The sequence below is a fragment of the Streptomyces spongiae genome (genome assembly GCF_009377185.1).
Classification (GTDB): Bacteria; Actinomycetota; Actinomycetes; order Streptomycetales; family Streptomycetaceae; genus Streptomyces; species Streptomyces spongiae.
The window spans coordinates 16,029-29,963 of sequence record NZ_VJZC01000025.1 but is presented as its reverse complement, the minus strand read 5'-3'; the positions used below and the strand labels follow the sequence as shown (position 1 = coordinate 29,963).

The 13,935-nt window shown below is 70.2% G+C and carries 12 protein-coding genes; 4 read left to right on the top strand and 8 right to left on the bottom strand.

Annotation, left to right across the window (positions count from 1 at the left end; all coding sequences use genetic code 11):
- Nucleotides 1-154 precede the first annotated feature (154 nt).
- The 8 genes from FNH08_RS06535 to FNH08_RS06500 all read right to left on the bottom strand — a co-directional run bounded on the left by FNH08_RS06535 (nt 155) and on the right by FNH08_RS06500 (nt 8,812).
- A complete protein-coding gene (locus FNH08_RS06535; protein WP_152770282.1) occupies nt 155-2,266 on the bottom strand; it encodes a PQQ-dependent sugar dehydrogenase in 2,112 nt (703 codons plus the stop codon).
- A 39-nt stretch (nt 2,267-2,305) separates the two neighbouring features.
- On the bottom strand, nt 2,306-3,190 hold the full coding sequence (locus tag FNH08_RS06530) for a hypothetical protein (protein WP_228033942.1): 885 nt from the start codon (nt 3,188-3,190) through the stop codon (nt 2,306-2,308).
- A gap of 144 nt (nt 3,191-3,334) precedes the next feature.
- On the bottom strand, nt 3,335-4,099 hold the full coding sequence (locus FNH08_RS06525; RefSeq protein ID WP_152770280.1) for an ABC transporter ATP-binding protein: 765 nt from the start codon (nt 4,097-4,099) through the stop codon (nt 3,335-3,337).
- Entirely contained in the window at nt 4,089-4,862 is a 774-nt protein-coding gene (locus FNH08_RS06520; RefSeq protein ID WP_322723860.1) for an ABC transporter ATP-binding protein, read from the bottom strand. Before FNH08_RS06520 ends, FNH08_RS06525 begins: the two co-directional genes overlap by 11 nt.
- Nucleotides 4,837-5,925, bottom strand: a complete 1,089-nt coding sequence (locus FNH08_RS06515) for a branched-chain amino acid ABC transporter permease (protein ID WP_228033941.1) — start codon at nt 5,923-5,925, stop codon at nt 4,837-4,839. The genes FNH08_RS06520 and FNH08_RS06515 overlap by 26 nt, the downstream gene beginning before the upstream one ends.
- Entirely contained in the window at nt 5,909-6,796 is an 888-nt protein-coding gene (locus FNH08_RS06510; RefSeq protein WP_322723858.1) for a branched-chain amino acid ABC transporter permease, read from the bottom strand. Before FNH08_RS06510 ends, FNH08_RS06515 begins: the two co-directional genes overlap by 17 nt.
- A gap of 7 nt (nt 6,797-6,803) precedes the next feature.
- On the bottom strand, nt 6,804-7,976 hold the full coding sequence (locus FNH08_RS06505; protein WP_228033940.1) for an amino acid ABC transporter substrate-binding protein: 1,173 nt from the start codon (nt 7,974-7,976) through the stop codon (nt 6,804-6,806).
- Between the two features lie 257 nt (nt 7,977-8,233).
- The gene (locus tag FNH08_RS06500; RefSeq protein ID WP_322723857.1) at nt 8,234-8,812 is read right to left on the bottom strand and encodes a TetR/AcrR family transcriptional regulator; all 579 of its coding nucleotides are present in this window, start codon (nt 8,810-8,812) and stop codon (nt 8,234-8,236) included.
- Between the two features lie 234 nt (nt 8,813-9,046).
- Between FNH08_RS06500 and FNH08_RS06495 the strand changes: the two genes are divergently transcribed.
- From FNH08_RS06495 to FNH08_RS06480, 4 genes are read left to right on the top strand one after another with little or no spacing between them, the layout of a single operon-like run.
- On the top strand, nt 9,047-9,634 hold the full coding sequence (locus FNH08_RS06495; protein ID WP_152770278.1) for a (2Fe-2S)-binding protein: 588 nt from the start codon (nt 9,047-9,049) through the stop codon (nt 9,632-9,634).
- Nucleotides 9,631-10,623, top strand: coding sequence for an FAD binding domain-containing protein (locus FNH08_RS06490; protein WP_152770277.1), 993 nt, complete (start codon nt 9,631-9,633; stop codon nt 10,621-10,623). The genes FNH08_RS06495 and FNH08_RS06490 overlap by 4 nt, the downstream gene beginning before the upstream one ends.
- Nucleotides 10,620-12,746 (top strand): xanthine dehydrogenase family protein molybdopterin-binding subunit, encoded by a 2,127-nt coding sequence (locus FNH08_RS06485; RefSeq protein ID WP_152770276.1) that lies wholly within the window; start codon nt 10,620-10,622, stop codon nt 12,744-12,746. Before FNH08_RS06490 ends, FNH08_RS06485 begins: the two co-directional genes overlap by 4 nt.
- A complete protein-coding gene (locus FNH08_RS06480; protein WP_152770275.1) occupies nt 12,739-13,917 on the top strand; it encodes an XdhC family protein in 1,179 nt (392 codons plus the stop codon). The genes FNH08_RS06485 and FNH08_RS06480 overlap by 8 nt, the downstream gene beginning before the upstream one ends.
- The last annotated feature ends 18 nt before the right edge of the window (nt 13,918-13,935 follow it).

The following is a 13,935-nucleotide window of genomic DNA, read 5'->3' as shown; positions in this document are numbered from 1 at the left end:
CGTAAAACGGTGAACGTTCCACAGGCTTGGTGCTTGAGTCTTGTCCTGCCCAGTCCAACCGCTTTCGGCTCCCGGGATCCGTTATCCGTGGGGGCGCACAGAAGCACAAAGAGGCATTCGACGAATCATCTTCGTTGCGTGTTACATCGATATGTTATTTCCCGTCACCCAGGTGGCCTTTCGGGAATGAGACCTTCAGGTTCCGCAGACGTCCGGTGTTGTCGAACGACCCGAAGCCCACCCTGCCGGAGGCGAGCGTGGTGTCGACGGCGGTCATCAGCGGACGCTTCGAGCCGTCGACGTAGACCGCGATCTCGCCGTTGCTCGCGCAGCGCACCACCCGCACCTTGTGCCAGGCGGTGTCGGTGATGGCCGGCGGCGCGCCCGTCGTGCCGTTCCACTGGTCCTCGATCCGCACCCGGTCGGCGTCGTTGACGACGAAGACGCCGTTGTGCGGGTAGATGGTGTTGTCCGAGGACAGATGGACGTAGGAGAACCTCGTGTCCGACTGGTAGTCGAAGACGATGATCACGTCCCGGTTGGTGATCTCGACCGGGGTGTCGAGCCGGACCTCGGCATCGATCCGCACGTCGCCGTACTCCCGGCCGGCGGTCAGCACCGCGTACTCGAACGGACGGCGCGGGCCCGGGCGCTGGACGCCGGCCTCGGCGAGGACGGCCTCACGGCCCGGGAAGCGCCACTTGGACGGGGTGACGGGGGCCCAGTTCGCACCGTCCATGACGCGGGTGAGCCGGGAGCCGTCGGTGTCGCAGGAGGCGAACTTCCGGGTGCCGGTGACCTTCCAGATCTTCCCGTTGGCCTTGGACAGCAGATACAGCTCGCCGTCGGCGTCCCGCCCGAAGCGCAGGTCCACCCGGGTGTCCCCGGCCAGGTCCGCCATGGTGACGCGCTTGCCGCCCTCGTCGTACAACATGAGGTCGTACAGCTGGGCGAGTTTCCCGCTGCCGCGCCGCATGTCTCTGGTGTCGGAGAAGAGCAGACGGCCGTCGACCAGGTCCCCGAAGACGTACTTGCCGCGCAGCTCGGGCAGGTCACGGCCGCGGTAGACGAAGCCGCCGACGACGGCCCGGCCCACGTCCGAGGTGCAGTTCCAGTCGGCGGGCGGATCGTGGTCGTAGGCGGCGACGGGGTAGGTGTAGCCGTACTTCTCGTCGTCCTCGGGGAGCGGCAGGATCTGGGCGCAGGGGTCCGTGGCCGTCTTGTCGAAGACGAAGGCGGCTTCGCGCTCGCTCCAGCCGAAGTTGTCGCCCGCCCGCACCTCGTACACGGACTCGACGGCGTGCTGGCCGATGTGACCGAGGTACATGCGATGGCTGCCGCCCGGGTCCCAGCTGAAGCGGTGCGGGTCGCGCATGCCGTACGCGTAGATCTCGCCCAGCGCGCCGGGGGTGCCGGTGAACGGGTTGCCGGCCGGGATGCCGTACTTGCCGTTGGCGCTGTCGGTGCCGCGCGGGTCGATGCGCAGGATCTTGCCGTGCGGGAGGGAGAGGCTCTGCGGCTCGCTGTTCCGCACGCCCTGGCCGCCGTCGCCGACGGCCACGTAGAGCAGCCCGCTTTCGCGGCCGTGCGGCTTGGCCGTGGGGTTGAAGTCGATCTGCTGGATGCCGTGGATCACGCCCGAGAAACCGATCCGCAGGATCTCCCGGCGGGTGCCCTGGAAGGTGTCGGCCGAGGGGTCGTCGGCGGTCCACTCGGTGATGACGCCGTGGTAGTTCGTCGTGGCGGCCTGCCGGAAGTCGGGTACGGCGGTGGTGGCGGAGGCCAGTTCGGTGTGGACGGTGTAGAAACGGCCGTTGTGCTTGAAGCCGGGGTCGAAGGTGACGAACCCGAAGCCCTGGCCGAGGCCCCGGCTGGCGAAGAACCGCGGGCCGAAGGTGGCGGCGACGTCGAGGTAGACGTTCGGGGTGCCGTCCTTCACCAGGTACAGCTTGCCGTTGAGGTCGGGGACGGCCATCCGGCCGGACCGGTCGGGCAGTTCGCTGAGGTAGTTGATGCGGGCGTGTCGTCTGAGCCGTGGGTCGGTGACCGGGCCGGGTGGTGCCTCGGTCTTCGGGAAGGCTGCGTACTCCTTGACGGTCAGCCCGATGCCGGAGGCGGCGGGCCGCTCGGGGATGGGGTCGGTGACGGGGTCGGCGGCCGCGTACGCCGCGCCGGGCAGGGCCACGAGGGCCGACAACACCAGGGCGAGGACGACGAGGGGAGTCAGTAGGAGGGCTCTCGGTCTCATACGGGGAGATGCGCGCATGGGTGTCACTCCTTCGTGACGTGGAAGGTCGGTGGGTCGTCAGCGCCTGGTCGCCAGCCGGTACTGGGCCTGTATGCGTTTCCCGTCGAGCACGGTGTTCAGGAACATCAGGCTGTCCATGCGGCAGTCGCAGGGATTGCGCTCCAGGGTGTTCTGCGGGAAGCTGCCGCCGATCTTGATGCCTCGGGGGTCGGTTGGCGAGGACCGGTGCGGGCCCGGTCCCGAGAGGTCCCAGGGATCGCCGGTGACCGTGTAGAAGCCGTCCAGTCGCCGCCCGTCGCGGTACAGGGCCATGGCTCCGGTGTCGAAGTCGAAGGTGGCCGCGAGGAAGACCCACTCGCCGTCCGGCAGCAGGGTCCGCCAGTCCTGGGACGCGGCGAAGGTCTGCGAGGCGGCCCCGTCGACGCGCCGGCCGAGGGCGACCAGCCGCAGCTCGCCGTTCACCTCGATGATCTCCAGCAGGGCCCGTACCGCGTGGCCGTCGGAGTTCCCCGACAGCACCCCGGCCAGGCCGACGGCGCCGAAACGGTCGTCCGGGGCGGCCGTGTTGCTGTTGAGAGCCGGATTCGGGCCGGTCGCCTTGAACCAGCCCATGACGGTGACGCCCTCGACCGCGTTGAAGGCCCTGAGCGTCGGAACGCCGGACGGTCCGAAGACGCCCGCCTTCCAGTCGTCGTTGCCCGCCGTCCCCGGGTTCACCTGGCGCACCTGGAGCGAGGTCCGGCTGCCCTGGTGGGCGCCGTCCCTCGTCCGCATGTCGGCTCCGCCGTTCACGAGGTCGATGTCGGTGCCGGAGAAGCCGCGGTCCTGCTCCTTGGCGGGGTTGGCGTGTGTGGGGTGCTCGAAGTCGTAGTAGGCCGCGAGGTGCTTTCGCAGTGAGGGGTGTACGGGGTCGTGGTGGCTCCGGGCTTCTGCGGGGGCCATCGTCAGGGTGGTCAGGACGGCTGCTGCCAGAGCTGTGGCTGTGTGTCTTCTGGGGCGTGTCAACATGCCACCTCGTCTGCCGGGTTTCTGTTGGTGGTTGGGTGAGGGTTCGTTGTGGCTTGTCGCGCAGTTCCCCGCGCCCCTTTAGGGGCGCGCCCGGCCCCCTAGATACAGCTCGCCCAGCTGGGGGTCCGCCAGCAGTTCTCCTGCCGGGCCGGAGACATGGACGCGGCCGAGGTCCAGGACGCAGCCGGTGTCGGCGGTTTCCAGGGCGCGGCGTGCGTTCTGCTCGACCAGGAGTACGGCGGTTCCCGCGTCCCGCATGCGCACGATCTGTTCGAAGACCACACCGGTCGCCTTGGGGTCGAGGCCCATGGACGGCTCGTCGAGCAGCACCACCCGAGGGCTGACCATCAACGACCGCGCGAACTCCACCTGCTTCTGCTGGCCGCCGGAGAGCAGCCCGGCGAGGTCCGTCCACCGCTCGGCCACGACCGGGAAGAGGTCCCGTACGAACGCGACCCGCTCGGCGACGGTCGCCTTGTCCCGCAGGGAGTAGCCGCCGAGCAGGACGTTCTCGGCGACCGTCATCTCCCGGAAGACGCTGTGGCCCTGGAGGACATGGGCCACTCCGGCGGCCAGCATCCGCTGTGGTCCACGGCCGGTGACGTCCTCGCCGTCGACGAGGATCCGGCCGGAGCGTGGGGTGAGGAGTCCGCTGGCGACTTTCAGGACCGTGGACTTGCCCGCGCCGTTGGGCCCGACCAGGCAGACGATGGCCCCGGCGGGCACCCGGACCGTCAGCCCCCGCAGGACGAGGGCCGCCCGGCCGTATCCGGCGCGGATGTCGTCGAGTTCCAGAAGGACGTCAGCGTAGGAGTGAGAGCGTGTGTCAGAGTCAGACGCCAAGATATGCCCCGAGGACTCGTTCGTCGGACTGGATCACCGAGGGCGGGCCCTGTGCGATCGGCCGGCCGCGGTCGAACACGACGACGTGGTCGCTGAGGCTCATGACCATGTCCATGTTGTGCTCGACGATCAGGAACGTCCGCCCCTCGGCGTTGAGTTCGCGGACAAGGTCGCAGATGCGGTCGATCAGGGCCGGGTTGACGCCGCCCGCCGGTTCGTCCAGCAGGATCAGCTCCGGCTCGCTCATCAGCACACCCGCGAGCTCCAGCAACTTCTGCTGGCCCCATGAGAGTTGGCGGGCCTCGGCCCGCTCCAGGTGCTCGATGCCCATGCGGGTCAGCCAACCGCGGGCCCGCTCGGTCTCCGCCCGCCCGCCCGCGCGGGCGAGCTGTCCGGCGAGAGAACCGGGGCGCACGGCGGCGAGGAGGTTCTCCAGCACGGTCATCCGGGGGAAGACACGGCAGAGCTGGAAGGAGCGGCCGACGCCGGCGCGGGCGATCCGGTGCGGGGGACTGCCGGTGAGGTCGCGCCCGCGGTAGGTGACGCGGCCCGCGTCCGGACGGATCATCCCCGTGACGCAGTTGAAGAAGGTCGTCTTGCCCGAACCGTTGGGGCCGATCAGGGCGTTGACCTTGCCGTGGTGGAAGGCCACGGTGGCGGAGTCGAGCGCGGTGACCCCGCCGAAGGACTTGGTGAGCCCGGCGGTCGCCAGGCTAGGCTCGGGCTCCCGCTCGGGCTCAGGCGCCTCTTGTGGTGCGCTCACTGCCTCTCACCTCCGTTCCGTCGTCCTGCTCGCGCCGCCCCCGCAGTTCGGCGGCGGTCACCTCCCGGATGGACGTCTCGCCGGTCCGCCGGAACCGGGCGAGCAGGGCGCCGGCGGCCGGGATGACCCCGTCCGGCATGAACATCACGACGACGAACAGGAGCAGGCCCGCCACGACCAGGTGCAGCGGAGTGTCCCCGTACTCGACCTTGGCGTACTCCAGCGCGTACCCGACGGCCACGGCCCCGAGCAGCGGCCCGTACAGATGGCGTACGCCTCCGAGCAGGGCCATCAGCACCATGTACGCGCCGCTGAGGATGGAGAACTGGAAGACGGGGTCGAGGTCGCCGAACCAGAGCGCGTACAGCCCGCCGGCCAGCGCGGTGAAGGCGGCGGACACGACGAAGACCACCAGCTTGTACGTGTACGTGGGTGTGCCGAGGGACTGGGCCTTGTCCTCGTCCTCACGGATCGCCTTCAGCCCCATGCCGAACCGCGAACGGTCGATGACCCACCAGGACAGCAGGGCCGTCGCGAGCAGCGCCAGGAAGAGGAAGTAGAAGGTCCGGTGGTGCTCGGCCCGCAGCATGCCCGGGAAGGGCCGTGGGACGACCAGCCCCCGGGAGCCGCCGGTGAGGGAGGCCCAGCTCTGGAACACCAGCAGCATGATGAGGACGAGGGCGATGGACACGATCACGAAGGAGGCTCCGCGCACCCGCAGGGCGGCGTAGCCGACGGGGACGGCGAGCACCGCCACCAGGGCCGCTGCCACGAACAGCGCGACGAACGGCGGGAGTTCGGCCTTGGCGGTCAGCAGCCCCGTCCCGTAGGCGCCGAGACCGGCGAACGCCCCGTGCCCGAGGGAGATGTAGCCGGTGAAGCCGCCGACGAAGTTCCAGGAGGTGGACAGCACCGCGTAGTTGAGGATGGCGATGCCCACGGTGATCTCGTACGGGCTGGGCGCCATGGACGGGAAGGAGAGGGCGACGGCGACGGCGGCCAGCAGGGCGCCGAGGTGCAGTAACCCATGTGTGCGGGACGGGAGTTCAGAACCTCTGCGCAAGCCGCCCCCCGAAGAATCCCTGCGGCCGGACCGCCAGGGTGGCGAAGAGCGCGACGTAGAACACGGTCTGCGCCCATGTGGTGGACAGCTCCAGTTGCAGCAGGCTCTGCAGCATGCCCAGGGTCATGGCGGCGATGGCGGCCCCCGGCACACTGCCTAGGCCCCCGACGACGATGATGGCCATCAGCGGTCCGATCCAGTGCCAGTGCAGTGACGGGTAGATGGTGGTGTCGAGGGACAGTGCCGTGCCGCCGACGGCCGCCGTGGCGAGGCCGAGCCCGAAGCCGTACCCGGCGATCCGGTCGGTGTCGATGCCGAGCAGTTGGGCGGCCTCGCGGTGCTGGATGGTGGCCCGCAGCGCCTGGCCGAACCGGCTGTGCTTCATGAGGACGTAGAGCCCGAGCAGGGCGAGCGCCGCCATGCCGAAGGCGATCAGCTTGACCACCGCGACGCGCGCCCCGAAGAACTCGATGCTCGCCGAGCTGTAGCCGAGGCGGATGCGGCGCTGGGTGCCGCTGAACGCGTACCCGAGCAGCCCCTCGATGACCAGCGCCACCGAGAAGGTGAGCAGCACCGACATCATGGTGAGCGTCGCCGGGCGCAGGCGGGTGAGGAGCAGCCGCTGTATGGCGACCCCGGCGGCGAAGAACAGCGGGACGGTGACGACGAGGGTGAGCAGCGGGTCGATGCCGGTCTCCCGGTGGGCGTACCAGGCGAGGTAGGCGGCGAGGATCAGGAAGGCGGAGTGGGCGATCATCACGACGCGCATGACGCCGAAGTAGAGGGTGAGGCCCGCCGCCAGGAGGGCGTAGAGCCCACCCAACAGCACACCGAGGACGACGCTCTGGAAGACGAGGCTCAAAGAGGGCACGTCAGGCTCACCACTTCGGCTTCGGATAGACCAGATCGGCTTCCTTCTGTGCGTCGGGGAGCACGATCTGTATCTCGCCGTCCACCCACTGCTGGATCATGTGCGCGCTCTGCGGGCGGCCCTTGTCGTCCCACTTCAGGGGGCCGACGACGGTGTCCACCGTGTTGCCGCGCAGCCACTTCACCAACTTGTCCTGGCAGTCCGGGTCCTGGGAGGCGCACTCGGCCGCCTCGACGGCGGCGGCGACGACCTGGCCCGTGGTGTAGGCGTTGGCCTCGTCCTCCTCGGGAGCCTTTCCATACTGCTTGGTGTACTTCTCGACGAACTCCTTGTTGCTCGGGTAGTCCGCCTTCTGCGTGTACCCGGTGGGCGCGAGGATCCCCTCGGTCTTGTTGCCGATGGCCTTGGCGAACTCCGGCTCGGTCGGTGCGGTCGAGAAGGCGGCCATCTTCGGCTGGTAGTCCAGCTGTTGGAGGGCGACGATCAGGTTGACGCCGTCCTGGTACTGGGTGCCGCCCACCACCATGTCGGCCTTGGAGTCGGCGATCTTGGCGGCGATGTTTCCGAAGTCGGTGGTGTTGGGCGGGTAGACCTCGTCGGTGACGGTCCTGATGCCTGCCTTCTGAAGTCTCTCCTTCAGCCCGTACGCGGTTCCCTGGGCGAAGGGGTCGTCCATGGCGGCGTACGCGACGGTCTTGGGGCGCTCGCTCTCCGGCATGGCGAGGATGTACTCGGCCAGGTGGTTGTAGTGGTCGTCGGCGACGGCCGGAGCCGCGTAGAAGAGGTTCTCGAAGCCCTGGGTGAAGACCTCCGGTGCCGCTCCCGCGGGCTCCACGAAGAGCATTCCGTACTCCTCGACGACGCGCGCGGAGGGGACGACCAGCCGGGTGGAGAAGGGGCCGAAGACGAGGTCGACCTCGTCCCTGCCGATCAGTTGCTCGTAGTCGGAGACGACGCGGTCGGCGTTGGACTGGTCGTCGAGGATCTTCAACTCGACCTTGCGGCCGAGGAGTCCGCCCTTGTCGTTGACGATCTTCGCCCAGGCCTTGTAGCCCCGTTCGACGCCCTTGCCGGGTTCGGAGAAGTCACCGGTCAGTGGTAGGGAGACGCCGATCACGATGGGGTCATCGGACGAATCCTGGGAACCGGAGCCCGAGACGCAGGCGCTGGTGGTGAGCATCAGGGATAACGTGCTGAGGGCGATTCTTGCTTGCAGACGGTGCGTTCTGGTCATCGCTGGACACCCCTCGTCGGCTGGACACCCTCATGGGTCGGCCGGCATTACGTGGTGCGGGAAAGCGCATTCCTCGGATGCTTTGCCCAGTATTTAAGCCGCGTCGTGCCGATCCGGACAACCGTTGTGCACGCACCAGTTGTCCTTGATGTGGCGTCTGAGCAGACGGGGGCCGTGTGGGGCACGGCCGGGGCGGGAGGCGTTCAGCGTCCGGGCGCTCCCGCGCGCAGGCCGTCCATGACGAGGTCCAGCAGTCGGGTGGTGCGCGTCTGCCAGTCCAGGTGGGGGTCGATCTGCCAGAGTCCGGCGATGGCGAGGAGGAAGTCGTCCGCCGTCACTCCCGGGCGGATGGTGCCGGCCTCCTCGGCGGCGCGGAGCAGGAGCTCGGCCGCGGAGATCAACTGGGTGTGTCCTGGTTTCCCCGGGCTTCCCGGTGTGCTGGTGGCCTGGCGGATCGCGTCCGCCAGGCCGGCCTTGGTCATGGCGAACCGGGCGAGGTGGTCCATCCACTCGCGCAGCGCCCGGTCGGGCTCCCGGGTCGTCAGCAACTGGGCCGCGCTGTCGGCGACCTGCCGCATCTCGTGACGGTAGATCTCGAGGACGAGCGCCTCGCGATTGGGGAAGTTCCGGTAGAACGTGCCCTGCCCGACGCCCGCCTTCTTGGCGATCGCGCTCAGCGGGGCGTCGGCGCAGAGCGTGAGCTCGCCCAGCGCGACCTCCAGGATGCGCTCGCGATTGCGCTGCGCGTCCGAGCGCAGGGGTGCGTCCTTCTTCTGCCGCACTCGTCCTCCTCACGGGCTCGTGGCCGGATCCCGTCCTTGCTTAACCGGACAGTTGTCCGTTACGTTTCTGTGAGCGGACAGCTGTCCGGTTAGGTCTACCTTACCTGCGAAAGCGGGCGGTGTCGTCAACCGGTGGCCGTTCGCCGCACGCCCTTCCTTATATGCCCTTGCTGATTTGTCTGCCTACCGGATCGTCCCCCGGACGTGCTCCGGATACGCGAAAGAAGGCTGATCATGGCCCCAGCCCCCTCGTCGACGAACAGTGCCGTCACTTTGAACATCAACGGCGAGAAGCACACGCTGACGGTCGACCACCGCACGACCCTGCTCGACGCCCTGCGGGAGCGCCTCGATCTGACCGGCACCAAGAAGGGCTGTGACCAGGGGCAGTGCGGTGCCTGCACGGTCCTGCTGGACGGACGCCGGGCCGTGTCCTGCCTGCAGCTGGCGGTCGCGGCCGAGGGGCGTGAGATCACCACCATCGAGGGCGTGGCCCAGGGTGAGAAGCTGCACCCGGTGCAGCAGGCGTTCCTCGACCTGGACGGTTATCAGTGCGGTTACTGCACGCCCGGCCAGATCTGTTCGGCGATCGCGGTGATCGAGGAGCACGCGGCGGGCTGGCCCAGCGCCGCCACCGACGACGTCCGCCCCGCAGCCGCACCACCGCCCCTGACCCCGGAGGAGATCCGGGAGCGGATGAGCGGCAACCTGTGCCGCTGCGGCGCGTACGTGTCGATCGTCCAGGCCGTCGCCCGGGCGGCCGGCATCGAAACGGAAGCAGCGCAGACCGAGGGCGTCGAGACCGAAGGAGCGGCGGCATGAGGGAGTTCACCTACCAGCGCGCGCTCGATGTCTCCGGAGCCGTCGCTCTGCTCGACGCCGATCCGGACGCCCGCTTCCTCGGCGGCGGCACCAACCTCGTCGACCTGATGAAGACCGGCGTCGAGCGGCCCGCACAGCTCGTCGACGTCCGGGAACTGCCCCTGGACCACATCGAGGTGACCGGCGACGGGGGCCTGCGGATCGGCGCGACGGTCACCAACAGCGACCTCGCCGCGCACCCCGAGGTCCGCGGCCGCTACCCGGCGCTCGCGCAGGCGGTGCTGGCGGGCGCCTCGGGGCAGCTGCGCAACATGGCCACCATCGGCGGGAACCTGCTCCAGCGCACCCGCTGCGGCTACTTCGCCGACGTCACCAAGCCGTGCAACAAGCGTGTCCCGGGCAGCGGTTGCCCCGCCGCCACCGGCGAACACCACAACCACGCGATCCTCGGCGCCTCCGAGCACTGCGTGGCCACCCACCCCTCCGACATGGGTGTGGCACTGGCCGCCTTCGACGCCGTCATCACGTACGAAACCATCGACGGGCCCGGTGAGTTGCCGCTCGCCGAGTTCTACCTGCCCGTGGGCGACACCCCGCACCTGGAGACCGCCCTCCCGCCGGGCGCCCTGATCACCGGCGTGACTCTGCCGCCCGCCCCGGTCGCCGCGCACTCCCGTTACCGGAAGGTGCGTGAGCGTGCCTCGTACGCGTTCGCGATCGGCTCGATAGCAGCCGCGCTCGACGCCCGGGACGGCGTCGTCCGCGATGTGCGCCTGGCCTTCGGGGCCGTCGCCTCCCACCCGTGGCGGGCCCGCACGGCCGAACGCGCACTCGTCGGGGCACCGGCCGACGCCGCTGCCTTCGCCGCCGCCGCGGACGCCGAACTGGCCGCCGCGAAGCCGCTGCCGCACAACGGATACAAGGTCACCCTGATGCGCAACCTCGTGGTGGCCGTGCTGACCGAACTCGCCGAGGAGGCCGCCCGATGACCACCGCAACGACCGGGACCAGGGCGGTCAAGGCTTCCGTCGGCACCGCGCACACCCGTGTGGAAGGCCGCGACAAGGTGACGGGTACGGCCCGGTACGCGGGCGAGATACCCTTCGCCGAACTCGCCCACGGCTGGCTGGTGTTGTCGACCGCCGCCCGTGGTCGTATCCGCTCGATCGAGACCGCACCCGTCCTCGCCATGCCGGGCGTGCTCACCGTGCTCCACAACGAGAACGCCCCGCCCCTCGACACCGACTACATGGGCATGCTCGGCAAACCCGATCCCACCGCGGCCGTCTTCCAGCACGACCGGGTGCCGCACGTGGGCTGGCCGGTGGCGCTGGTCGTCGCCGAGACGTCCGAACAGGCCAGGGAAGCCGCCGAAGTGCTCGCCGTGCACTACGAACAGGAGCCGCACGACATCGCGTTCTCCGCCGACCGCCCGGACGCGTACACGCTGGACGGCTTCAGTCCCGCGGTGACGGAGAAGGGTGACCTGGAGGCCGAACTCGGCGCGTCCGCCACCGTCGTGGACGCCGAGTACACCACTCCGGAAGAGCATCACAACCCGATGGAGCCGCACGCGGCGACGGCACTCTGGGACGGCGGGCGGCTGGAGGTCGTCGACTCGAACCAGGGCACCACGTGGGTCGCGGGCGAGATCGCGAACATGTTCTCCCTCGACCCGGGCTCGGTACGGGTGCGGTCCGAACACGTCGGCGGCGGCTTCGGGAGCAAGGGCCTCCGCGCGCACCAGGTGGCCGCGGTGATGGCCGCGACCGTCCTCCAGCGTCCCGTCCGCGTCGTCATGACGCGCCGTCAGATGTTCTCGCTCGCCGGCTACCGCAGCCCGACCACACAGCGGGTCAGGCTCGGTGCCGACGCCGACGGACGGCTGCGCGCACTGGACCACAGCTCCCTGAGCGCCACCTCGACCGTGCACGAGTTCATCGAGTCCAGCGCCGGGCCGGCCCGGACGATGTACGACGCCGACGCCCACCACACGGCCAACCGGGTCGTACGGCTCGACGTGCCGACGCCGACGTTCATGCGGGCGCCCGGTGAGGCGCCGGGGTCGTTCGCGCTGGAGTCGGCGTTCGACGAACTCGCCGAGAAGGTGGGGATCGACCCGATCGAACTGCGGGTACGCAACGAGCCCGAGCGGGGCCCCGTCTCCGGACTGCCGTTCAGCAGCCGCAACCTGATCGCCTGCTTCCGGGAGGGCGCCCGCCGGTTCGGCTGGGCGGACCGTGACCCGCGCCCCGGTGTTCGCCGCGACGGCCGCTGGCTGCTCGGCACCGGCACGGCGGCAGCCTCCTTCGGCGCGGGAGCCGGGCCCTCCACGGCGGCCGTGACCGCGGAGGCGGACGGCACCTTCACCGTGCGGGTCAACGCTGCGGACATCGGAACAGGAGCCCGCACCGCGCTCACCCTGGTCGCCGCCGACGCCCTGGAGACCACACCGGATCAGGTCCGTGTGCGCATCGGGGACAGTGACCTCGGGCCGGCGATGCTCGCCGGCGGTTCGATGGGCACCCGCTCCTGGGCGTGGGCGGTCACCCTCGCAGCCGACGAGCTGCGGGAGCGGCTCGCGCTGAACACCGGTGTCCCGCCGGAGGGGATCACCGTGCGGTCGGACACCACCGCGGCCATCGGTGCCCTCTCCCAGAAGGAACGGCACTCGTTCGGAGCGCAGTTCGCCGAGGTCGCCGTGGACCCCGCCACCGGCGAGGTGCGGGTGCGACGCATGCTCGGCATGTTCGCGGCGGGCCGTATCGTCAACCCCCTGACCGCCCGCAACCAGTTCGTCGGCGGCATGACCTGGGGCATCTCCATGGCCCTGCACGAGGAGGCGGTCCGGGACCGGGCCACCGGCGGTCACTACGGCGCCGACCTCGCGGGCTACCACGTCGCCGCGCACGCCGACGTTCCGTACATCGAGGCGGACTGGGTGGACGACGTGGACCCGGAGGACCCGGTCGGCATCAAGGGCATCGGCGAGATCGGCATCGTGGGCGCGGCCGCGGCGGTCGCCAACGCGGTGTGGCACGCGACCGGAGTACGCCACCGCAACCTGCCCATCCGGCCGGACCGCGTCCTCACGGCAGGCGGACATGCTTGACATCGCCGCCGAGTTGAACCGCTGGGCCGAGGAGGGCCGGGACTTCGCCGTCGCCACCGTGGTGGGCGTCAGCGGCAGCGCACCGCGCGGCCCCGGCGCCGCCCTCGCCGTCGACAGCGAGGGCACGGCCATCGGCTCGGTCTCCGGCGGCTGTGTGGAAGGCGCGGTGTACGAGCTGTGCCAACAGGCGTTGGCGGACGGCCGGACCGTGCGGGAGCGCTTCGGCTACAGCGACGAGGACGCCTTCGCGGTCGGGCTGACCTGCGGCGGGGTCATCGACATCCTGGTCACACCGGTCGGCGCGCACGCGCCCGTGCGGGACGTGTTCCGTGCGGCGCTGTCGGCCGCGGCCCAGGGCGAGCCGACAGCCCTCGCCCGGGTGGTCCGGGGCCCGGCCGAACTCCTCGGCCAGGCCCTGCTCGTACGCCCGAACGAAGCGAAATGGGGGTTCCCCCGGGCGGAGTCCGGGGGAACGTACGAAGGCGGTCTCGGCGGCCACCCCGACCTGGACCGCACGGCGCTCGCCCAGGCCCGGGCCCTGCTGGACACCGGCACCACCGGAACGGTCCAGCTCTCCGAGGACGGATCCCACTGCCCCGGCGGCATCACCCTGCTCGTCGAGTCGAGCGTGCCACCACCGCGCATGATCGTCTTCGGTGCGATCGACTTCGCGGCGGCGCTGGTGCGCGCGGGCAAGTTCCTCGGCTACCACGTGACCGTGTGCGACGCCCGCCCCGTCTTCGCCACCCGGGCCCGCTTTCCCGAGGCCGACGACATCGTCGTCGACTGGCCGCACCGCTATCTGCGGAGCACGGCGACCGACGCGCGCACGGTGCTGTGCGTGCTCACCCACGACGCCAAGTTCGACGTGCCGCTGCTCAAGGAGGCGCTGCGGATGCCGGTCGCCTTCGTCGGCGCGATGGGCTCACGCCGCACCCACTCCGACCGCGAGAAGCGGCTACGCGAAGTGGGTGTGACCGATGGGGAGTTGGCCCGCCTCAGGTCACCGATCGGCCTCGACCTCGGCGCCCGGACTCCCGAGGAGACCGCCCTGTCCATCGCGGCGGAGATCGTCGCTCTGCGCAGGGGCGGCACGGGCGTCCCGCTGACCGGCTCGGAAACCCCGATCCACCGTGACGGGGGTGAGCGGGGCGCCGTGGCGGCAGCCTGAAGCGGGGTGGGGCGCGGC